Origin of the sequence: Novosphingobium sp. (assembly GCF_037133355.1) — a bacterium.
GTDB lineage: Bacteria > Pseudomonadota > Alphaproteobacteria > Sphingomonadales > Sphingomonadaceae > Novosphingobium.
In genome coordinates this window covers 201,504-221,280 of the sequence record NZ_JBAXOI010000005.1, presented here as the reverse complement: position 1 = coordinate 221,280, position 19,777 = coordinate 201,504, and the positions used below count along the sequence as shown (strand labels likewise).

Sequence of the window (19,777 nt, the reverse complement as noted above, 5' to 3'; positions counted from 1 at the left end):
AGGGTGTGGAGTAGCGGGGCAAACGCCCGCTGCGGCAGCAAAAAATCGAGAGCGGTATACCATGAGTCTTTCCCAAACTGCCCGCCTGGTAACGGGCGCAATCCGGACTTTGAGCATTGCGGCCGCGCTGGCGTTTGCACCGCAGGCGATGGCGGCAGCCGCCGCTGCTCCGGCCCCTGCCCCTGCAGCCCCCGTCGCGATCGCGCCGGCTCCTGCCGCCAGCGCCGCTCCGGCGGATGCCGCAGCTGCTCCGGTCGACAAGGGTTCCTACACCCCGATGAAGCCGGTTGATGGCATTGGCCAGCCGGTTGCCAAGGGCATGACGTTCCAGAAGCAGTTCTCGCCCACCGGCGAAGAAGCGCTGGCCATGCATGATTACCTGCTGATGCCGGTCATCACGGTGATCTCGCTCTTTGTGCTGTTCCTGCTGCTCTTCGTGATGGTTCGTTTCCGCCGCAGCGCCAACCCGGTGGCTTCCAAGACCAGCCACAACACTACGATCGAGATCATCTGGACGGTCGTTCCGGTCCTCATCCTCGTTGTGATCGCAGTGCCTTCTATCCGCCTCCTGGCGCACCAGTATGCGCCCGCGCCCAAGGGTGCACTCACGGTCAAGGCGACCGGCTATCAGTGGTATTGGGGCTATACCTACCCCGACAACGGCGGGTTCGAGGTGATCTCGAACATCCTGCCCGACGCTGAAGCGTTGAAGCGCGGCGAGCAGCCGCAGCTCGCCGCCGACAACCGCATGGTCGTCCCCGCAGGTGAGCCGATCCGCATGCAGACCACCGGTTCGGACGTGATCCATGCGTTCGCGGTGCCCTCGCTGTGGTTCAAGCTCGACGCGGTGCCGGGCAAGATCAACGAGAAGGTGCTCTTCATCAAGGAGCCGGGCGTTTACTACGGTCAGTGCTCCGAACTGTGCGGCGCGCGCCACGGATACATGCCGATCGTGGTCGAGGCTCTGCCCCGCGCCAAGTTCGAAGAATGGGTGAAGACCCAGGGCGGCACGGTCGGCCCGGCCGCCGGCGCAACCACCACGGCGGCAGCTCCCGCCAAGACTGCTCCGGCAGCGTAACCGATTTCGAGGACAAGGTTAGATCACCATGGCCAGCATTCCAGCCCACGAAGGCTTCGACGCGCACCACGAGGCGCACGATCATGACCACAAGCCCGCGTTCTTCGCGCGCTGGTTCATGTCGACCAACCACAAGGACATCGGCACGCTCTACCTGATCTTCGCGATCTTCGCGGGGATCATCGGTGGCGGCGTCTCGGGCATCATGCGCGCCGAACTCGCGCATCCGGGCATCCAGTACCTTGGCTGGTGGACGCACTTCCTCGGCGGCAACGACCAGGACTTCAACGCCACGCTCCACATGTGGAACGTGCTGATCACGGCCCACGGCCTGATCATGGTGTTCTTCATGGTCATGCCTGCGCTGATCGGCGGTTTCGGAAACTGGTTCGTGCCGCTCATGATCGGCGCGCCCGACATGGCCTTCCCGCGCATGAACAACATCTCGTTCTGGCTCACGTTTGCGGGCTTCTGCTCGCTGATGATCTCGGCCTTCATGCCCGGCGGCACCGGCATGGGAGCTGGCACCGGCTGGACGGTCTATGCTCCGCTCTCGACCTCCGGGTCGGTCGGCCCTGCGGTCGACTTCGCGATCTTCTCGCTCCACCTTGCCGGTGCGGGCTCGATCCTCGGCGCGATCAACTTCATCACCACGATCTTCAACATGCGCGCGCCGGGCATGACCCTGCACAAGATGCCGCTGTTCGTGTGGTCGATGCTCGTCACCGCGTTCCTGCTGCTGCTCTCGCTGCCGGTTCTCGCCGCAGCGATCACCATGCTGCTGACCGACCGCAACTTCGGCACGACCTTCTTCAACCCGGCCGGCGGTGGTGATCCGGTGCTCTACCAGCACTTGTTCTGGTTCTTCGGTCACCCCGAAGTCTACATCATGATCCTGCCGGGCTTCGGCATCATCAGCCAGATCATCTCGACCTTCTCGAAGAAGCCGGTGTTCGGCTACCTCGGCATGGCCTACGCGATGGTCGCGATCGGCGCGGTGGGCTTCATCGTGTGGGCGCACCACATGTACACCACCGGCCTCGACGTGAACACGAAGATGTACTTCACCGCCGCCACCATGGTCATCGCGGTGCCCACCGGCATCAAGATCTTCTCGTGGATCGCGACGATGTGGGGCGGCAGCCTCGAGTTCAAGTCGCCGCTCGTATGGGCGATCGGCTTCATCTTCCTCTTCACTGTCGGCGGCGTGACCGGCGTGGTGCTCGCCAACGGCGGCATCGACGACAACCTCCAGGACACCTACTACGTGGTGGCGCACTTCCACTACGTGCTGTCGCTGGGCGCGGTCACCTCGCTCTTCGCGGGCTTCTACTACTGGTTCCCGAAGATGAGCGGCCGCATGCACAGCGAGTTGCTGAGCCACCTGCACTTCTGGGTGTTCTTCATCGGCGTGAACCTGATCTTCTTCCCGATGCACTTCCTTGGCGTGCAGGGCATGCCGCGTCGCTACCCCGACTACGCGCCGGCGTTCGAGTACTGGAACACGATCGCGAGCTACGGCTACACCGTGATGGCGGCCTCGATGGTGATCTTCTTCATCAACATCGCCTACTCGCTCGTTGCGGGGAAGAAGGCCGTCGGCAACTATTGGGGTGAAGGCGCGACCACGCTCGAGTGGACGCTCTCCAGCCCGCCGCCGTTCCACCAGTTCGAAACGCTTCCGGTAATCGAGGACGCGCACGCGCACTGATCGGACCTCGGTCTGCACTGAACACGAGGGCTCCGGAGCGATCCGGGGCCCTTTGTGCTTGGTACCACCGGGGTCTACAACCGCCCCTTCCCGCAAGCGGGAGGGGAGCCTGTGGCGCTGTCTCTCCCCTCCCGCCTGCGGGAGGGGTCGGGGGTGGGCCTGCGCAACACCTCCAGCAGAGCTTTACCCCAAAGCCCCATGCCGTTTCGCTTCCACTCTGGCGCGCGCAGTCCTATAGGCCGCCGATCATGAGCACCGCGACCCCCAAGGCCTTGATCCTGCCCGCCGACTGGCGCGACTTCTTTGCGCTGACCAAGCCGGGCGTGATGCGGCTGGTAATCTTCACCGCGCTTTGCGGCATGCTCGCCGCGCCCGGCACGCTGCACCCAGTGCTCGCCTTCACCGCGATCCTGTGCATTGCCGTCGGCGCGGGTGGTGCAGCGGCGCTCAACCAGTGGTGGGAAGCCGATATCGATGCGGTGATGAAGCGCACCTCGCGCCGCCCGCTTCCGGGCGGGCGGATGGAGCGCGAGTCCGCGCGCGACTTCGGGTTTGCGCTGTCCGGGCTCTCGGTGATGACCATGGGTCTTGCAATCGGCTGGCTGGCGGCGGGCATTCTCGCCTTCTCGATCTTCTACTACGCGTGGATCTACACCGTGTGGCTGAAGCCACGCACGCCGCAGAACATCGTAATCGGCGGCGGGGCCGGGGCTTTTCCGCCGCTGATCGGCTGGATCGCCGTGACGGGGCACATCACCTTGATGCCTGTGCTTCTGTTCCTCATCATTTTCATGTGGACCCCGCCACACTTCTGGGCACTCGCCCTGTTTGTGCAGATCGACTACTCGAAGGCAGGCATTCCGATGATGCCGGTCGTGGCGGGTGAGAAGTCCACGCGCTGGCAAATCCTGGCCTACGCGGCGGTCCTGCTGCCGCTTTCGATGACGCCGTGGTTCATTGGCGGGACGGGCCGGGTCTACGGGCTTGCCGCGTTTTTGTTGGGCGCCGTGTTCCTGTGGCTGTCGGTCAAGGTCGGTTTGCGCACCAGCACCCCCGGCGATGGCATGAAGCCGGAGAAGCGCCTGTTCGCCTATTCGATCTTCTATCTCTTCATCCTGTTCGCGATGTTGGTCGTCGACCGCTTCGCGACGATTTATGGCCTGCAAGCATGATCCAGTTTCCCGAGACCCGCCCGCTGACCGCCGCCGAGACCGAAGCACTTCGCGCCCGGCAGCGCTCGCGCAACATGGTCATGGGCCTCATTCTTGGTTTTCTCGTGATCCTGTTTTTTGCGATTTCGATCGTAAAGATCGCAGCGCCGCACCCGAAGAGCGCGGAGCCGCAGGCGCCTGCGCCAGGCGCGAAGTCCGGAACGCTAGGGGGCCATGCCTGATGGCCGTCGCGCTCGATGCCGCCACAAGGCGCAACCGCAAGGTCGCGATGATTGCCGCCAGCGCAGCGCTTGCGATGCTCGGGCTCGGCTTTGCCTCCGTGCCGATCTACCGTATTTTTTGCCAGGCAACCGGTTTCGGCGGGACCACGATGCGCGCGACAGCGGCACAAGCGGCGGCAATCAGGACCACCGCGCGACCGATCACCATCCGTTTCGACGGCAATGTGACCAAGGGCATGCCGTGGCTGTTCCATCCCGAACAGGTGACGCAGGACGGCCATATCGGCGAGCGCAAGATGGCGTTCTTCATCGCGAAGAATACCTCCAATCGCCCGATCGTCGGCCGCGCGATCTTCAACGTCACGCCCGAGCAGACCGGGGCCTATTTCCACAAGATCCAGTGCTTCTGCTTCAACGAGCAGCGGCTCGAGCCGGGCGAGCAGGTGCGCATGCCGGTGATCTACTATGTCGATCCCGAGATGCTCAACGATCCCAACGCGAGGGACGTGCCCGAGATCACGCTTTCCTACACCTTCATGGAAGCGGCCGACAGCACGCCCGCCGTGCTTGAAAAACAAGGTGGAAAGCCTCTGGACCGCGCTCAAAGGGCTCGATAAAGGCGTTTTCAAACAAGCTGAATCGACCCTTCGGGGATTGGTCCGGCAAGTCCCAAGCTGACGGGGGTTAGAGTACGATCATGGCCGGCACCAAGAACCACGACTACCACATTCTGCCGCCCGATATCTGGCCCATCGTCGGTGCGTTCTCGGCGCTCACGATGACCAGCGGCGGCGTGTTCGCGATGCACGGCATGGCCGGCGGCAAGATCGCGCTGATGCTCGGCGTGTTCGGCGTTGCGCTCACCATGTTCTCGTGGTGGGGCAACGTGATCAAGGAAGCGCATGCGGGCGATCACACGCCGGTGGTGCAGCTGCACCAGCGCTACGGCATGATCCTGTTCATCGCCTCGGAAGTGATGTTCTTCGTCGGCTGGTTCTGGGCCTTCTTCGATTTCTCGCTGTTCCCGAACAAGCTGGTGGACGTTGTCGGCGGTGTCTGGCCGCCCAAGGGCATCGAGGCGGTGATGAACCCCTTCGACCTGCCGCTGCTCAACACGCTGATCCTGCTGTGCTCGGGCACCACGCTGACCTGGGCTCACCACGAACTGATCCACGGCAACCGCGAAGGCCTCAAGCAGGGCCTGTGGGCGACGATCGCGCTCGGCCTGCTGTTCAGCTCGATCCAGGCCTATGAATACATGCATGCGCCGTTCGGCTTCGGTGAGAACACCTATGGTTCGGCGTTCTACATGGCGACCGGCTTCCATGGCTTCCATGTGATCGTCGGCACGATCTTCCTGATCGTCTGCCAAGCCCGCGCCTATGCCGGCCACTTCACGCCCCGCCAGCACTTCGGTTTCGAAGCGGCCGCTTGGTACTGGCACTTCGTCGACGTGGTGTGGCTGTTCCTCTTCGTCGCAATCTACGTGTGGGGCGGCTGGGGCGCGCCGATCGAGTGATCGGGCTCCGGTGAGCAATACCACCGAAACCAACCAGAAAGGGCAGGGCGGGCTTATCCGCGCTGCCCTTTTCGGTTTGTGCCCGCGCTGCGCGGCGCGGACGCTGTGGGATGCGCCGGCGGCCTTTGCGCCCGCGTGCAGGGGCTGCGGGCTGGCCTTTGCGGATTATGAACCGAGGGGGCGTGGGCTCTATTTCGTGCTTCTGCCGCTGACATTCCTGCTGATCGCAGGGGCGTTGAAGCTGGACGATCTCTTGCGTCCGCCCCTGTGGTTGCTGCTGGCGATCATCCTGGTGGTGGTGCCCGGTGTCATCATCGGCGCGCTGCGACTCATGAAGGCGGCCTTGCTCATGGCGCGGCTGCGCGCTTCGGGAGTTGTTGCGTGAAGCGCATTCCGATCGTGCCGACGCTGATCGTCCTGATTGCGGTGGGCGTAATGATCCGCCTCGGGTTCTGGCAGCTCGAACGGCTGAGCGAGAAGGAGGCGATGCTGGCGCGGTATGAGGCGGCGCAGGTTTCTGGCAGCGAAGTGCGCTGGCCGGAATCGTCTGCTGCCACTGAGCGCGCGCTCTATCATCGCAGTCGGCTCGATTGCCGCGCGGCCCGCGTACCGACCACTGTTTCCGGACGCAACGCCAAGGGGGAGGCAGGCCTCGCCCATGTCGCCACTTGTGCGGACGTCGAAGGCGGCGAGCGGCAGGTGGTACTCGGCTGGTCGCGCGATCCGGCTTCGCGGCCGTGGACGGGCGGCATGGTGACAGGCTGGATTGCGCCGGGTCCGCGCCTTGTGGCGGATCCGCCGGTGGGCGGACTGGAGGCGAATGCCCGGCCCGATCCGCGTGACATTCCCAACAACCACCTCGCTTATGCGGTGCAGTGGTTCCTCTTCGCCGGGGTGGCTCTGGTGATCTATGCGCTGGCGCTCAGGAAGCGGATGCGCGAGGGCTGAACCCCAAGCGCCGCGCTTGGTGTCTCGACTTCGCTCGACACGAACGGTGCTCCTCCAACCCCTCGTCATCCCCGCGAAGGCGGGGATCCAGGGCGGCCACAGCGCTACCTCGCACTGGATCCCCGCCTTCGCGGGGATGACGAAGGGTATGGGGGGCGGGATGACGAAGGGTGGGGCGGGAAGGGACCGGGAAGACGAAGGGGTGAGGTGGGAGGGACAACCGGGCAAGGCGCCGCCGCCGATGCCAAATCCGTATCGCCCTCTCCGCCACCCCCAAATCCTTGCGCCCCGCGCGCCCGCCCGCTAACCGGCAGGCCCATGAAGTACGTCAGCACCCGGGGCCAGGCGCCCTCGCTCGATTTCGAGGGCGTGACCCTCGCCGGCCTCGCGTCCGATGGCGGGCTCTATGTGCCCGAGCGCTGGCCGACGTTTACGCAAGACGAGATCGCCGCGATGGCCGGCCTGCCATATGCTGAGCTGGCGGCCAAGGTCATGCATCCTTTCGTGGGCGACTGCATCTCGCCCGAGCGGCTGCTGGAGCTGACCCGCGAGGCCTATGGCCGGTTTGCCCATGCTGCCGTCACGCCGCTGGTGCAGCTGGATGAGCGGCAATGGCTGCTCGAGCTGTTCCATGGGCCCACGCTGGCGTTCAAGGACGTGGCGCTGCAGCTGCTGGGCTTGCTGTTCGAGGAGTTCCTTTCACGGCGTGACGACCACCTGACCATCGTTGGCGCGACTTCGGGCGATACAGGCTCGGCGGCGATCGATGCGGTGGCAGGGCGCGCCAAGGTCGATATCTTCATGATCCACCCGCATGGCCGCGTTTCCGATGTGCAGCGGCGGCAGATGACCACGGTGCTCGCGCCCAACGTCCACAACATCGCCATCGACGGCAGCTTCGATGATGCGCAGGCGATGGTGAAGCGCATGTTCAACGACGGCGCGATGACCAGCCGCTTCGGCATCGCGGCGGTCAATTCGATCAACTGGGCGCGGCTGATGGCGCAAGTGGTCTACTACTTCGCCGCCGCGCTTCAGCTGGGCGCGCCGCAGCGCAAGGCCGCGTTCAGCGTGCCGACGGGCAATTTCGGCGATGTGTTTGCAGGCTACGTCGCAGCGCAGATGGGGCTGCCGATCGAGCGGCTGATCGTGGCGACCAATATCAACGATATTCTCCACCGTGCGCTTTCCAGCGGGGACTATTCGGCGGGGACGGTGACGCCGACCGCCGCGCCTTCGATGGATATCCAGGTCTCGTCGAATTTCGAGCGGCTGCTCTATGATGCCGGCGGGCGCGACGGCGCGGCGATGGCGGCGCAGATGAAGCAGTTCGAGACCGCGAAGGCGCTGCAGCTGACCAATGCACAGCGCGAAAGCGCCGCCGCGCTCTTCACCAGCACGCGTGCCGATGCGGCGGAGATGGCCAAGGCAATGCGCTGGGCGCACGAGGCCTGCGGCGAGGTGCTCGATCCGCACACCGCAATCGGTCTGCATGCCGCGCGCGCCGCGGCCGGGCTTACTGCCGATGTGCCGGTGGTAACGCTGGCAACCGCCCATCCTGCCAAGTTCCCCGACGCGGTCGAGCGGGCGACCGGTGTGCGGCCGGCACTGCCCGCGCGCATGGGTGACCTGTTCGAGCGCGAGGAAGCCTATACGCGGCTGCCCGGCGACTATGACACCGTCGCCGCATGGATCTCCGAGCGCGCGACGCCCAGGAACGCTCTGGGCGCCGGCTGAGGTGGCTGCGCTCGATCTACAGGCCAAGCTCATGGTCGGGGCGGGCTGGGACCAGTTCGGCCTGATCGACAGCGGCGACGGGCGCAAGCTCGAGCGCTATGGCCCGCACCGCTTCATTCGCCCGGAGCCTCAGGCGATGTGGGCGCCGCGCTCTGCTGTTTGGGATGCGGACGGCGAGTTCGTGCCGGGCTCCGACGAGGACGGCGGTGGGCGCTGGACTTATGCGAAGCCGGTGCCGCGCGAAGGCTGGCCGCTCGATTGGCGCGGGATCGCGTTCACCGCGCAGTGCACCCCCTTCCGGCATCTGGGCTTCTTTCCCGATATGGCCCCGGTGTGGGACTGGATGGGGGAGCAACTGGATGGCCGGCAAGACGCCTCCACGCTCAACCTCTTCGGCTATACCGGCGTCGGCACCATGGCGCTCTCGCGTTTCGGACCGGTGACTCACGTGGACGCTTCGAAGAAGGCAGTGGCGCAGGCGCGGGCCAATGCGGCAGTGGCGGGGCTGGAAGACCGGCCGGTGCGCTGGATCGTCGACGATGCCGCCAAGTTTGCCGCGCGCGAAGTGCGGCGGGGCAAGCGCTATGACGGGATCATCCTCGATCCGCCCAAGTTCGGGCGCGGGCCCGAAGGCGAGGTCTGGCGGCTGGAGGAGAACCTGCCCGCGCTGATCGCCGATTGCGCACGGCTGCTGGACGGCGGGAGCCGGTTCCTGTTCCTGACGGTCTATGCCGTGCGCATGTCCTCGCTTGCCATCGGGGGGCTCCTGGCCGAGGTGCTGAAGGACCTTCCGGGAACGATCGAGCACGGCGATCTGGCGATCCACGAAGAGGGCCTTGAAGGCCTTGGAGGCGGACGCATCTTGCCGACGGCGATCTTCGCGCGTTGGTCCAATCCCGGGGCATAAGAAAATCTGGGGGACCGCTGCACTGGACAAGGGGGCGGCAGGGTGCCAGAGGCGCGGCCCGTGAACGACAGCCTTATCCTCGAAGTCGCCAACATCGAAAGCGATGTCCTCACCGGGATCTACTCGGAGGAGACCGGCCGTCCGCAGCCGCTGCGCATCTCGATCACAGCGGCGCTCGGCCCGCAAGAGCGCTACACGCCCGATTGCCCGCTAAGCGCGAGCAAGAACTACATGGACCTGAAGTTCGCCGCGACCGAGGGCCTGCCGCAGGGCGTACATTTTCAGCTGATCGAGTCAGTCGCGGACCACATCTGCGAGACGCTGTTCCTGCAGGACAAGCGGGTGACGCGCGTCACGGTCAAGATCGTCAAGCTTGCGATCAGCGAGCGCGGCGAGGAGATCGGCATGACGCTCACCCGCCACAGGCGCGATTGACCATGACGGACGCTGCCCGGCCGCTTGCTCTGGTGACCGGCGGGTGGCGGCGCATCGGCGCAGCGATTGCCCGCGCGCTTGCCGGAGCGGGCTGGGATCTGGCGCTGCATGCCCACAGCGAAAGCACGTTCGATCCGGCGTTTGCGGCCGAGCTGGAAGCCTTGGGTGCCGCCATTTTTCCGCTTGCGGCGGACCTTGCCGATGCCGATGCGGTGACGCGATTGCCGGGCGGGGCCATGGCGCTTGCCGGCCGCGCGCCGACGCTGCTTGTGAACTGCGCGGCCATGTTCCGCGAGGATACGATCGCCACTGTTACCGCCGGGATGCTTGACGAGCATCTGGCGGTGAACCTTGCCGCGCCGGTGCTGCTGACGCGGGCGCTGGCCGATCTGGCGCAGGGCGAGGCGGCGGTTGTCCATATCCTTGACCAGCGCGTGCTCAATCCCGTCCCGGATCAGCTGAGCTACACTCTGTCCAAACAGGCGCTCCATGCGGCAGTGCGCACTTTGGCGCGCAGCCTTGCGCCGCGGGTGCGCGTCAATGCGGTTGCGCCGGGGCTGACCTTGCCGACGCCGGACTACAGCGAGGCGCAATGGGCGCGGCTGACCGCAATGATGCCGCTGGAGCGGCTCGCCGATCCGGCGGAAATCGCCGAGGCCGTGCTGTTCCTTGCCGGAGCGCGGGCGGTGACGGGGCAGACTATTTTTGTTGATGGGGGCGCGCACCTTGAATCTTATGCGCGAGACTTCGTATACCTCGCGACATGAGCACACCCGTCGCACCGTTAATGGACCGCTTCGCGCGCCGCATCACCTATCTGCGGCTCTCGCTGACGGACCGGTGCGACTTGCGCTGTTCCTATTGCATGCCCGAGCGCATGACTTTCCTGCCGCGCGCCGAAGTGCTGACGCTGGAAGAGCTGCATGAGGTTGCGCTCGCCTTTATCGCGCGCGGAGTGCGCAAGATCCGGCTGACGGGCGGCGAACCGCTGGTGCGGCGCGACATGATGCAGCTGGTGCGCGCGCTGGGGCGGAAGATCGATGATGGTAGTCTGGACGAACTGACGCTCACCACCAACGGCACGCGGCTGGCGGAATTTGCCGACGATCTGGCGGCGGCGGGGGTGAAGCGGATCAATGTTTCGCTCGATACGCTGGACCGGGCAAAGTTTGCCGAGCTGACCCGGCGCGACAGCCTGCCGCAGGTGCTCGAGGGCATTGCGGCGGCCAAGGCGGCGGGGATCAGGATCAAGCTCAATGCCGTGGCGCTGAAGGGCATCAATGAGCATGAGCTGCCCGATCTGATCGGCTGGGCGCATGGCGAGGGCCATTCGGTCACGCTGATCGAGGTCATGCCGCTGGGCGAGGTCGAGGGCGACCGGTTCGATCATTACCTGCCGCTTGATGCCGTCCGCCGCGATCTTGAGGCGCGCTGGACGCTGACGGCCAGCGAGGCGCGCACCGGCGGGCCTGCGCGCTATGTCGACATTGCCGAGACGGGCGGGCGGCTGGGCTTCATCACCCCGCTCACGGGCAATTTCTGCGAGGGTTGCAACCGCGTGCGCGTGACCGCGACGGGGCAGCTGTTCATGTGCCTCGGCGGCGAGGGCAAGGTGGACTTGCGTGCCGCGCTGCGTTCGGAGAACCCGGAAGCGGCCGTGACCGAGGCCTTTGCCCGCGCAATGGGCGAAAAGCCGGAACGCCATGGCTTCGTGATCGACAAGCCCGGCGCCGCGCCTGCCCTGGCGCGCCACATGTCGATGACGGGCGGCTGAGATGGCCGCAAGACTGGTGTTTCTGGGCCGGCTCGAGGACATCGCCGGTACGGGCGAGCTCGCCGTTTCGCCCGGGCCGCTCGAGCAGGTGCTGGCCGCGCTTGATCCGGCGCTCGCGGTCGAACTGCTGGGCGAGCGGGTGCGCATGGCGCTTAACGGCGCGCTGCTGGGGGATGCGGGTGCGGTCGTACTGGCGGATGGCGACGAGCTTGCGTTCCTGCCGCCGGTGAGCGGGGGCTGAAGTGGCCGAGGTCCGCCTGCTTGGCGAAGCCTTCTCGGCCTCGGAAGAACTCGCCGCCTTCACCGCCGCACACCCCGAAGCGGGGGGGCTGGTCAGCTTCCTCGGCCAGGTGCGGCGGGAAGAGGGGCCCCTTGCGGTCGAGGCGCTGGAGCTGAAGCACTATGCGGCGATGACCCTGCCGGGCATGGAGGCACTTGCCGCTGCGACCACGGCGCGCTGGCCGCTTGATGGCCTGCTGATCATCCATCGCTACGGAGTGATGCATCCGGGCGATCCCATCGTGCTTGTCGCCGCTGCCGCACGCCACCGCCGCGATGCCTTTGCCGCCGCCGACTTCGCCATGGATCACCTCAAAAGCCAGAGCTGGTTCTGGAAGCGCGAGAAAACCGCGAAAGGCTGGCGCTGGATCGAACCGCGTCCGGACGACCACCGCGATCTGGCGCGCTGGTAGGGCACTGAATTCTGTGCCGAATCCGGGGCGGCGGAACCTTGGCTATAGCGGTTAATGCGCGCCTTCCTACCGCCTCGCATTTGATTTGATTGCGGGAAAGACCAACGCGTGTTTGCTGGACTGATGCGGGAACTGCCCGCTGGGTTTGTCCTGCTGGCCGGTGTTCTGCTCGTGGCGGCGCGTCGGCGATGCAAGGTGCGCTAGTCGCTCATCGCCGCGTTCAGCGCAGCGATCACGCGGTCTTCCTCGGCAAGCAGGGCGGCGACCTCGTGATGCGCGGGGCTGACCGTCTGCAGATCGGCATCCGGACCGATCGCGGCCTTTTCGGTGGCGGCGATCAGCAGGCGGTCGAGATCGGCGAGTGCGACCATGCCTTGCCCCCGGGCCGAGGTGAGTCCGGCGAGCGCGATTGCGGCGCTGCTCCAGGCATCGGTGCCGGGCGCGGCGCCTTTCGCGGCCTCGATCAGGCGCGTGGCGGCACCCTGCTGATCAAGGAAGCGTGCGTGGGCGGTGCGGGCCGCATCGCGCAGCGTAGCGACGCGGGTGGACAGATCGGCGCCCGCAAGCACCTGCGCGGTGAGCGGCAGGCCCGGTGCGGGCGTGGCTGGCTGCCCTATGCCATAGGCGCGCTCGGCCGGGCGCATCGCCAGCGAGGGGAAGCGCGTGCGGTCCGCTGTACAAGCGCTGAGCGCGAGCAGGGCGAGGACGGGCGCGGCAAGACGGATGGACGGGACAGGCATGTCCGGGCCATAGAGTCTTTTGCGCAAGTCGGGAAGCGGGGCGCGGGCGCGATTCCCTCGCGCGGCGGCGTTGACACGGGGCTGTCATTCGATTACTCGCGCCGCTCTTTCCGGGCCTTCGCAATCCAGCGGAGATTCGGCCATGTTGCTTGTTGTCCGCGATTCGCGGGTGATGCGGCAACCAGACACTTGAAACGGATAGCAGGAACCATGTTCGCAATCGTGCGCACGGGCGGCAAGCAGTATCGGGTTGCCGCCGGAGACAAGATCGCTGTCGAGAAGCTGGCGGGTGAAGCCGGTGACACGATCACGCTGACCGACGTCCTCCTCGCGGGGAGCGAAGGCGCGATCGCGGATGCCAAGGGCGTTACCGTTTCGGCCGAGATCATCGCTCAGGCGAAGTCCGAAAAGGTCATCGTCTTCAAGAAGCGCCGTCGGCACAACTATCGCCGCCGCAACGGCCACCGTCAGCAGATGACCCTGCTGCGCATCCTCAGCGTCGCTTGATCGCGGCACCTGACAAGATTCCGGAGTAAGCTCAGATGGCACATAAGAAAGCAGGCGGCTCTTCGCGCAACGGTCGCGATTCGGCTGGCCGCCGCCTCGGCGTCAAGAAGTTCGGCGATCAGCTTGTGATCGGCGGCAACATCATCATCCGCCAGCGCGGCACGAGGGTCTACCCGGGCGCCAATGTCGGCATGGGCAAGGACCACACCCTGTTCGCGCTCGCCGAAGGCCGCGTGCGTTTCCACTCGGGCAAGCTTGGCCGCAAGTACGTATCGGTCGATATGGTGGCCGAGGCCGCAGAATAACCGGATGGTCATGACGGGCCATCCAGGATGGATGGCCCCCGCCGGCACTCACCAGCCGGCTTGACGAGGGAGAGGGGCCAGCCCGTCTCCCTTTTTCTTTGTCTCCCTCAAATCCAGGACCGCCCGCAAATCGCGCAGGTGATCCAGCACATCGCAATATGCCTGTCATTACCTTTGGTTAGGCGCCAAAGGGACCGAGGGGCGGATGAGGAGACAAGGCATGTTCATTCGCAGCGAAAGACTGTTCCTGCGCCCTGCCTGGCCCGAAGACTGGGCCGAACTGCACGTCGCGATCGACGATGCTGACGTGGTGCGCAATCTGGCGCGCGCGCCCTGGCCCTACAAGGCTGAGGATGCGCACTGGTTCGTGAACCGGCCGCAGGATGCCCACCATCCCGACTTTCTGATCACGCTGCCCGGCGCGGAAGGCGCTCGGATCATCGGCTGCGCCGGGATTGCGCCCGGCGAGCAGGGTGCGGTCGAGCTCGGCTACTGGATCGCGCGCAGCCATTGGGGCCGCGGCTTTGCCACCGAGGCGGCGCGCGCGGTGCTGTCGGTCGCGCGCAGTCTTGGCCAAGACCGGATCGAGGCGAGCCATTTCCTTGACAATCCCGCCTCGGGCCGGGTGCTGAGGAAGCTCGGCTTCACCCCCACCGGCGAGCATCGACCACGCCGCAGCGCGGGACGGGGCGCCGTGGTGACAAGCGTGGTCTATGAAATCCGGTTGGGGACCGCCACCGGCGGCGACGGCGGCGATGGCGGCGCCGGCGGGAGCGAAGGCGAGCCGATGCGCCGCGCGGCGTGATCGTGCGCGCCCCTCTTGCTCCCGGCGCGCTGCGGTTCTAGGCGTTTCCATTCCGGCGCGCGGGGGGAAGTGCGCGCCGCAAAGGGGAAAACCGCCTGAAAATGTCAGTTCGAAAGCGCCTTAGTCCCGAAGAAAGCCGTATCGCCGCCCTTGAAGCCGCGCGCGCCCTCCTGATCGAGACGGGGCCGCAGGCCGTGACACTGAAAGCGGTCGCGGGGCGGATCGGGCGCACACATGCCAATCTCCTGCATCACTTCGGCTCCGCCTCGGGGTTGCAGAAGGAGCTCGCACGCTATCTGGCCGAGACGATCTGCGTGGTAATCCGCGAGGCGGTGATTGCCAGCCGCTCCGGCATCGGCTCCCCGCGCGATGTCGTCGAGCTGACTTTCGATGCGTTCGACCGCGAAGGCGCGGGCGCGCTCGCTTCGTGGATGCTCCTGACCGGCAACGAGGACGCGCTCGATCCGATTGTCGATGTGATCCACGATCTGGTGATCGAGCTCAACGAGTTCGGATCAGACGCAATGCGCGGCACGACGCTGACGCTGGTACTCATGGCACTGGGCGATGCGCAGATGGGCGGGCCGCTGAGCCAGGCGCTCGAACTGCCGCGCACGGCGGCGCGGGACTACGCGGCGCAGATGCTCATTACCGCGACCGAAAACGCCAAGCTCATGCGGGCGGGCTGAGGTCCAGCCACGCCGGCGCAAGCTCGGCGGGGATGTCTTCCACGCGGCGGTGATCGATGGCCAGCCCCAGCTCCGGATAGGCGATGCGCTGGCGGGCGGGATCGGACTGATCGAGCGGCACGATCAGCAAACGCCGGTTCACCTTCTGCCGCCAGTTCATCCGCGCGGTGTTTTCCTGGCCGACGTAGCAGCCCTTGGTAAAGCTGACGCCGCCGAGCTCCACCGCATTGGTTTCCAGCCAGAGCGTCTGCTCGCTGCCGAATTCTGCAAGCCCCTCGGGCACCCCTTGTGCAAGGCGGTGCGCCAGCCACGCGGCATCGGCGGGCTCGTCGTCGGCGCTGACGGGCGCGATCCAGCGGTGGCCGAGCGCGGGGAGGCGCGGGTCGGTCGGCTCGCCCTCGGTCTGCCAGTAGACGCCGAGCGCAGGGTCCGGCGCGATGGCCATGCGGCGGCGCAGGCGATAGAGCGAGAGACGCTTGACGAGCGCGGGTGCAGCGGCAGCCTCGCAATCGAGCAGGAGGTCCGCGCCGTCAGGCCAGACAATGAAGTCGAACAAGGCTTTGCCTTGCGGGCTCAGCAGCCCGGCCCAGACGGGGAGGGGGCCTTTGACGTCATTGGTGACGAGGCCTTGCAGGAAGGCGGCGACATCTTCGCTGTCATCCAGCGCGGAGAGGCGGACCAGGGCGCGATCGGCAAGACGGGGTTGGCTCATGGGTGACAGATAGGCAGCTTCCCGCGTAAGGGGAAGGCCATGACCACGCTCGACACGATCACCATCCGCCGCCCCGATGACTGGCACGTCCATTTGCGCGACGGCGCGTTGCTTGCGGGCGTTGCCCCGCACACCGCGCGCCAGTTTGCCCGCGCCATCGTCATGCCCAATCTTTCGCCGCCGATGACCGACGTGGCGGGGGTTTCGGCCTATAGGGACAGGATCATGGCGGCGCTGCCCGAAGGCAGCGAATTCACGCCGCTGATGACACTGTACCTTACCGATCATACCGATCCGGATGAAGTCGAGCGGGGGCATGCAGCGGGCGTCTTCGTGGCGGCCAAGCTTTACCCGGCCCACGCCACCACCGGCTCCGCGCATGGGGTGACGGACATTGCCAACATCATTCCGGTGCTGGCGCGGATGGAGAAGATCGGCATGCCGCTTCTTATCCATGGCGAGGTGACAGACAACCACGTCGACATTTTCGACCGCGAGGCGGTGTTCATCGAGCGCACGCTGATCCCGCTGGTGAAAGCACTGCCGGCCTTGCGCGTCGTGTTCGAGCACGTGACGACCAGCGAGGCGGTGCAGTTCGTGGAAAGTGCGGGCGCGAACCTCGCGGCCACGATCACCCCGCAGCACCTCCATATCAACCGCAATGCCATGCTGGTCGGCGGCATCCGTCCGCATGCTTATTGCCTGCCCGTGGCCAAGCGCGAGCATCACCGGCTGGCGCTCAGGAAGGCGGCGACTTCGGGCAGCGCGCAGTTCTTCCTAGGGACCGACAGCGCACCGCATGCCAGGCACCTCAAGGAAGCGGCTTGCGGCTGCGCGGGGATATTCAACGCGCCGTTTGCGCTGGAGAGCTACATCAAGGTGTTCGAGCAAGAAGGCGCGCTGGACAAGTTCGAGGGCTTTGCCAGCGAGCACGGGCCGCGCTTCTACCGCCTTCCGCTGAACGAGGGCACCGTCACGCTCGAGCGGGCGCCGGTGACCGTGCCGGACGAAATCGACGTGGGCGAGACCATGGTGGTGCCCTTCCACGCCGGGGAGACGTTAGACTGGCGTCTTCGTATGTGAATTGAGCCGCGTCTGGCGGACCATGTCCCAGGTGAACAGGGCGAGCGCGGTCCAGATCAGCAGGAAGCAGGCGGTGCGCGCGGCATCGAGCGGTTCGCCATAGAGGAAGTGGCCGAGCAGGAAACCGATGCTCGGCGTGATGAACTGGGCAAAGCCCATCGCCGAGAGCGTCAGCCGCCGCGCCGCATGGCCGAATAGCAGCAGCGGGATCGCGGTGAACAGGCCGCCGATCATCAGGAGCGCCGCCATCTGCCAGCTTGTGGCCAGGCTCGAGCCGCTGGCCGATGCGGCATACCAGCCGACCACGGCCAGCGCGGGGGCAAGGCTCACGCCCGTCTCGATCGTGACGGCCTCCAGCGCGCCGGTTGGGGTGACCTTGCGCACGAAGCCGTAGAGCGCATAAGTCACGCCGAGCGCCACGGCGACGAACAGCATGTCAAGCTCGCCAAACGCGAGCAGGCCAATGCCGGTGGCGGCGATGACGACCGCGCTCCACTGGATGCGGCTCAGCCGCTCCTTCAGGAAAACCGTGCCGATCAAGACATTGACGAGCGGCATGATGTAGTAGCCGAGGCTGGTCGCAAGGACATGGCCGGTGACGACGGCGACGAAGAATATCAGCGAGTTGGTGCAGGTGAGGAAAGCGCTGGTCGTCAGGCGCAGCAGCACGCCGCGGTCCCACAGCGTGGCGGCGAGCGAGGCGCCCTGACGCTGCAGCGCGATGATCGCGAGGCAGATCGGCATGCTCCAGATGATCCGCCAGCCGAGCAGTTCGGGGGCGGGGACGCCGCCCAGCAGCTTGAAGTAGATCGGCATCACGCCCCAGAAGGCATACGTCGCAATGGCCGCAATGGCACCGTTGTGGCGGGAGGCGGCAGAAGACATGCCGCTCCCCATGGCAGGCCTTGCGGGCGCGACCAAGCATCAAAATGGCATGGGCGATACCGGCGCCGGTGACGCGGGATTAACCCCAAGCGGTGCATGGGGGACGATGATGATCCTTCGCTTCGCCTTCTCCGCGCTGCTTGGCGCTGCGCTGGCCGCCTGTTCGGCCGAGACGCCGCGCACGCGCGGGGCGGAGGAAGGGCCGGTGCACGATCCGGTTATGAGCGCCGCGATCGAGGGGCAGCTCATGGTCGATCCCGATCTCAGCCAGGCGAACATGCGCAATCTCGCGGTAGTGCCCGCAGGCCCTGCCGATCCCGCGCTGCCTTTGCCCGATCCGAAAAGCTAGGTGTCGCGCAGGCCCACGCCGATGGTGGCGCGGGGTTGCTCCATCTCCGCCGAGGAGACCGGATAGGCACACGAATCGGCGGCGTAGTAGGCGCCGGGCCGGTTGTTTCCGGATAGGCCCGTGCCGCCGAACGGCGCGGCTGCCGCCTCGCCGATGGTCGGGCGGTTCCAGTTGACAATCCCGGCGCGGACATTGGCCCAGAAGCGGTTGTACTCCTGCGGCGACCCGCCGATCAGCGCGGCGGTGAGGCCGAAGCGGGTGTTGTTGGCCTCGGCAATCGCCTCGTCGAAATCGCCGACCGAGACGACTTGAAGCAGCGGGCCGAACAGCTCGACATCCGGGCGGTCCTCGATTCGGGTCACGTCGATGATCGCTGGGCTGACGAACGGCAGGTCATCGCGCAGGCGGGCCATGTGCTTGATCGCGCGGCCACCGTTCGAAAGCAGGTAGACGAAGCTTTCTGTAAGGCCGTCGGCGGCGGCATTGTCGATCACCGGGCCCATGAACGGCGAGGGCGTATCGAAGGGAGCGCCGACAATCAGGCGCTCGGTGAGGCGGCGCACTTCGGTGATCACCGCGTCATAGAGCGTGGACTTCACGATCAGCCGCCGCGCCGCCGAGCAGCGCTGACCCGCACTGGTGAAGGCCGATTGCACCACGATCGCCGCCGCATCGGAGATCTTGGGTGTGTCCCACACCACGATCGGGTTGTTGCCGCCCAATTCGAGCGCGACGAGCTTGCCCGGATTGGCGGCGAGCTTGCGGTTGATCGAAACCCCGGCGTGGGCCGATCCGGTGAACAGCACGCCGTCGATCCCGTCATGCACGGCCAGCTGCTGGCCCTGCTCCGCTCCGCCGAACAGGACCTGCACGACGGCCGCCGAAATCCCGGCGCGGTGGAAGCAGCGCACGAGGAGATCACCCGATGCCGGCGCCTTTTCGGAAGGCTTGAACACCACGACATTGCCCGCGATCAGCGCAGGCACGATGTGCCCGGCGGGCAACAGGGCGGGCATGTTGTAGGGGCTGATCACGGCCAGCACACCGTGCGGCTTGTGCCGCACCGCCGCCGTACCGTTGAGCGCGCTGTCGAGCTTGCGCTGCGCCGTGCGTTCCGCATAGGCGCGCACTGAGACCTCGACCTTGTCGACCACGCCGTCGACTTCTCCGCGCGCTTCCCACATCGGCTTGCCGGTCTCGCGCGCGATCATGGTGGCGAGCTTGTCGGCCTCCTTGCGCACTTCGTTGGCGAAGCGGCGCAGCAGTTCGATGCGGGTGGACAGCGGCTGGGCGGCCCAGAGCGGCCAGGCGCGGCGGGCGCGCGCGACGATGTCCTCGGCGTCGCCGATCCTGCCGCGCCACAGCTCCGATCCGGTCGCTGGCTCGTAAGAGACGATTTCGCCGCTGGACACGGGCGTAAGGGGCCTTCCTCTATCGGGTTCCTTGTACGGCGCCTTGCCGCTTCAGTGAGCGGCCTATGGCACGCGAGTGGTAACCAAACAAGAAAC

25 protein-coding genes are annotated in these 19,777 nt (G+C 66.2%); 21 read left to right on the top strand and 4 right to left on the bottom strand.

Features of this window, described 5'->3' with window-relative positions:
- Positions 1-61: 61 nt before the first annotated feature.
- The 15 genes from coxB to WCL10_RS07610 all read left to right on the top strand — a co-directional run bounded on the left by coxB (position 62) and on the right by WCL10_RS07610 (position 12,194).
- Positions 62-1,078 carry a cytochrome c oxidase subunit II gene (gene coxB / locus WCL10_RS07680; RefSeq protein WP_336895051.1) on the top strand — a complete coding sequence of 339 codons (1,017 nt, stop codon included), beginning with the start codon at positions 62-64 and terminating at the stop codon, positions 1,076-1,078.
- Positions 1,079-1,106: 28 nt separating this feature from the next.
- Positions 1,107-2,789 (top strand): cytochrome c oxidase subunit I, encoded by a 1,683-nt coding sequence (gene ctaD, locus WCL10_RS07675; protein ID WP_336895050.1) that lies wholly within the window; start codon positions 1,107-1,109, stop codon positions 2,787-2,789.
- A gap of 248 nt (positions 2,790-3,037) precedes the next feature.
- Positions 3,038-3,961, top strand: coding sequence for a heme o synthase (locus WCL10_RS07670; RefSeq protein ID WP_336895049.1), 924 nt, complete (start codon positions 3,038-3,040; stop codon positions 3,959-3,961).
- Positions 3,958-4,182, top strand: a complete 225-nt coding sequence (locus WCL10_RS07665) for a hypothetical protein (RefSeq protein ID WP_336895048.1) — start codon at positions 3,958-3,960, stop codon at positions 4,180-4,182. The genes WCL10_RS07670 and WCL10_RS07665 overlap by 4 nt, the downstream gene beginning before the upstream one ends.
- The gene (locus tag WCL10_RS07660) at positions 4,182-4,799 is read left to right on the top strand and encodes a cytochrome c oxidase assembly protein (RefSeq protein WP_336895047.1); all 618 of its coding nucleotides are present in this window, start codon (positions 4,182-4,184) and stop codon (positions 4,797-4,799) included. Before WCL10_RS07665 ends, WCL10_RS07660 begins: the two co-directional genes overlap by 1 nt.
- Before the next feature lie 80 nt (positions 4,800-4,879).
- Positions 4,880-5,701 carry a cytochrome c oxidase subunit 3 gene (locus WCL10_RS07655; RefSeq protein WP_336895046.1) on the top strand — a complete coding sequence of 274 codons (822 nt, stop codon included), beginning with the start codon at positions 4,880-4,882 and terminating at the stop codon, positions 5,699-5,701.
- 10 nt (positions 5,702-5,711) lie between these two features.
- On the top strand, positions 5,712-6,086 hold the full coding sequence (locus WCL10_RS07650; RefSeq protein ID WP_336895045.1) for a DUF983 domain-containing protein: 375 nt from the start codon (positions 5,712-5,714) through the stop codon (positions 6,084-6,086).
- Entirely contained in the window at positions 6,083-6,649 is a 567-nt protein-coding gene (locus tag WCL10_RS07645; RefSeq protein ID WP_336895044.1) for an SURF1 family protein, read from the top strand. The genes WCL10_RS07650 and WCL10_RS07645 overlap by 4 nt, the downstream gene beginning before the upstream one ends.
- Before the next feature lie 318 nt (positions 6,650-6,967).
- A complete protein-coding gene (gene thrC / locus WCL10_RS07640) occupies positions 6,968-8,386 on the top strand; it encodes a threonine synthase (RefSeq protein ID WP_336895043.1) in 1,419 nt (472 codons plus the stop codon).
- A gap of 31 nt (positions 8,387-8,417) precedes the next feature.
- A complete protein-coding gene (locus tag WCL10_RS07635; protein WP_336895080.1) occupies positions 8,418-9,293 on the top strand; it encodes a class I SAM-dependent methyltransferase in 876 nt (291 codons plus the stop codon).
- Positions 9,294-9,353: 60 nt separating this feature from the next.
- Positions 9,354-9,728, top strand: coding sequence for a dihydroneopterin aldolase (locus tag WCL10_RS07630; protein ID WP_336895042.1), 375 nt, complete (start codon positions 9,354-9,356; stop codon positions 9,726-9,728).
- Between the two features lie 2 nt (positions 9,729-9,730).
- Complete coding sequence (locus tag WCL10_RS07625; protein WP_336895041.1) at positions 9,731-10,495, top strand: SDR family oxidoreductase; 765 nt, start codon at positions 9,731-9,733, stop codon at positions 10,493-10,495.
- Entirely contained in the window at positions 10,492-11,502 is a 1,011-nt protein-coding gene (gene moaA / locus WCL10_RS07620) for a GTP 3',8-cyclase MoaA (protein WP_336895040.1), read from the top strand. The genes WCL10_RS07625 and moaA overlap by 4 nt, the downstream gene beginning before the upstream one ends.
- Before the next feature lies 1 nt (position 11,503).
- Complete coding sequence (locus WCL10_RS07615) at positions 11,504-11,743, top strand: MoaD/ThiS family protein (RefSeq protein ID WP_336895039.1); 240 nt, start codon at positions 11,504-11,506, stop codon at positions 11,741-11,743.
- 1 nt (position 11,744) lies between these two features.
- Positions 11,745-12,194, top strand: coding sequence for a molybdenum cofactor biosynthesis protein MoaE (locus WCL10_RS07610; protein WP_336895038.1), 450 nt, complete (start codon positions 11,745-11,747; stop codon positions 12,192-12,194).
- Between the two features lie 200 nt (positions 12,195-12,394).
- Here the strand turns inward: WCL10_RS07610 and WCL10_RS07605 are convergent, their stop codons facing one another.
- The gene (locus tag WCL10_RS07605; protein WP_336895037.1) at positions 12,395-12,934 is read right to left on the bottom strand and encodes a hypothetical protein; all 540 of its coding nucleotides are present in this window, start codon (positions 12,932-12,934) and stop codon (positions 12,395-12,397) included.
- A gap of 210 nt (positions 12,935-13,144) precedes the next feature.
- On the opposite strand from WCL10_RS07605, the gene rplU reads away from it, so the two are divergent.
- From rplU to WCL10_RS07585, 4 genes are all read left to right on the top strand, one after another.
- Positions 13,145-13,441: a 50S ribosomal protein L21 gene (gene rplU, locus WCL10_RS07600; protein WP_336895036.1), complete on the top strand. Its 297-nt coding sequence runs from the start codon at positions 13,145-13,147 to the stop codon at positions 13,439-13,441.
- A gap of 35 nt (positions 13,442-13,476) precedes the next feature.
- Positions 13,477-13,746, top strand: a complete 270-nt coding sequence (rpmA, locus tag WCL10_RS07595; protein ID WP_336895035.1) for a 50S ribosomal protein L27 — start codon at positions 13,477-13,479, stop codon at positions 13,744-13,746.
- Between the two features lie 220 nt (positions 13,747-13,966).
- On the top strand, positions 13,967-14,551 hold the full coding sequence (locus tag WCL10_RS07590) for a GNAT family N-acetyltransferase (protein ID WP_336895034.1): 585 nt from the start codon (positions 13,967-13,969) through the stop codon (positions 14,549-14,551).
- 101 nt (positions 14,552-14,652) lie between these two features.
- Positions 14,653-15,240, top strand: a complete 588-nt coding sequence (locus tag WCL10_RS07585) for a TetR family transcriptional regulator (protein ID WP_336895033.1) — start codon at positions 14,653-14,655, stop codon at positions 15,238-15,240.
- On the opposite strand, the gene WCL10_RS07580 is transcribed toward WCL10_RS07585, so the two are convergent.
- A complete protein-coding gene (locus tag WCL10_RS07580; protein ID WP_336895032.1) occupies positions 15,224-15,952 on the bottom strand; it encodes a folate-binding protein in 729 nt (242 codons plus the stop codon). The two genes, WCL10_RS07585 and WCL10_RS07580, sit on opposite strands and share 17 nt — an antisense overlap.
- A gap of 39 nt (positions 15,953-15,991) precedes the next feature.
- Here WCL10_RS07580 and pyrC point away from each other — a divergent pair, with 39 nt between their 5' ends.
- Positions 15,992-17,035 (top strand): dihydroorotase, encoded by a 1,044-nt coding sequence (gene pyrC, locus WCL10_RS07575; protein WP_336895031.1) that lies wholly within the window; start codon positions 15,992-15,994, stop codon positions 17,033-17,035.
- On the opposite strand, the gene rarD is transcribed toward pyrC, so the two are convergent.
- Entirely contained in the window at positions 17,012-17,920 is a 909-nt protein-coding gene (gene rarD, locus WCL10_RS07570) for an EamA family transporter RarD (protein WP_336895030.1), read from the bottom strand. The two genes, pyrC and rarD, sit on opposite strands and share 24 nt — an antisense overlap.
- Between rarD and WCL10_RS07565 the strand changes: the two genes are divergently transcribed.
- On the top strand, positions 17,919-18,269 hold the full coding sequence (locus WCL10_RS07565) for a hypothetical protein (RefSeq protein WP_336895029.1): 351 nt from the start codon (positions 17,919-17,921) through the stop codon (positions 18,267-18,269). The two genes, rarD and WCL10_RS07565, sit on opposite strands and share 2 nt — an antisense overlap.
- On the opposite strand, the gene WCL10_RS07560 is transcribed toward WCL10_RS07565, so the two are convergent.
- Complete coding sequence (locus WCL10_RS07560) at positions 18,266-19,681, bottom strand: succinylglutamate-semialdehyde dehydrogenase (RefSeq protein WP_336895028.1); 1,416 nt, start codon at positions 19,679-19,681, stop codon at positions 18,266-18,268. The two genes, WCL10_RS07565 and WCL10_RS07560, sit on opposite strands and share 4 nt — an antisense overlap.
- Positions 19,682-19,777: the final 96 nt, after the last annotated feature.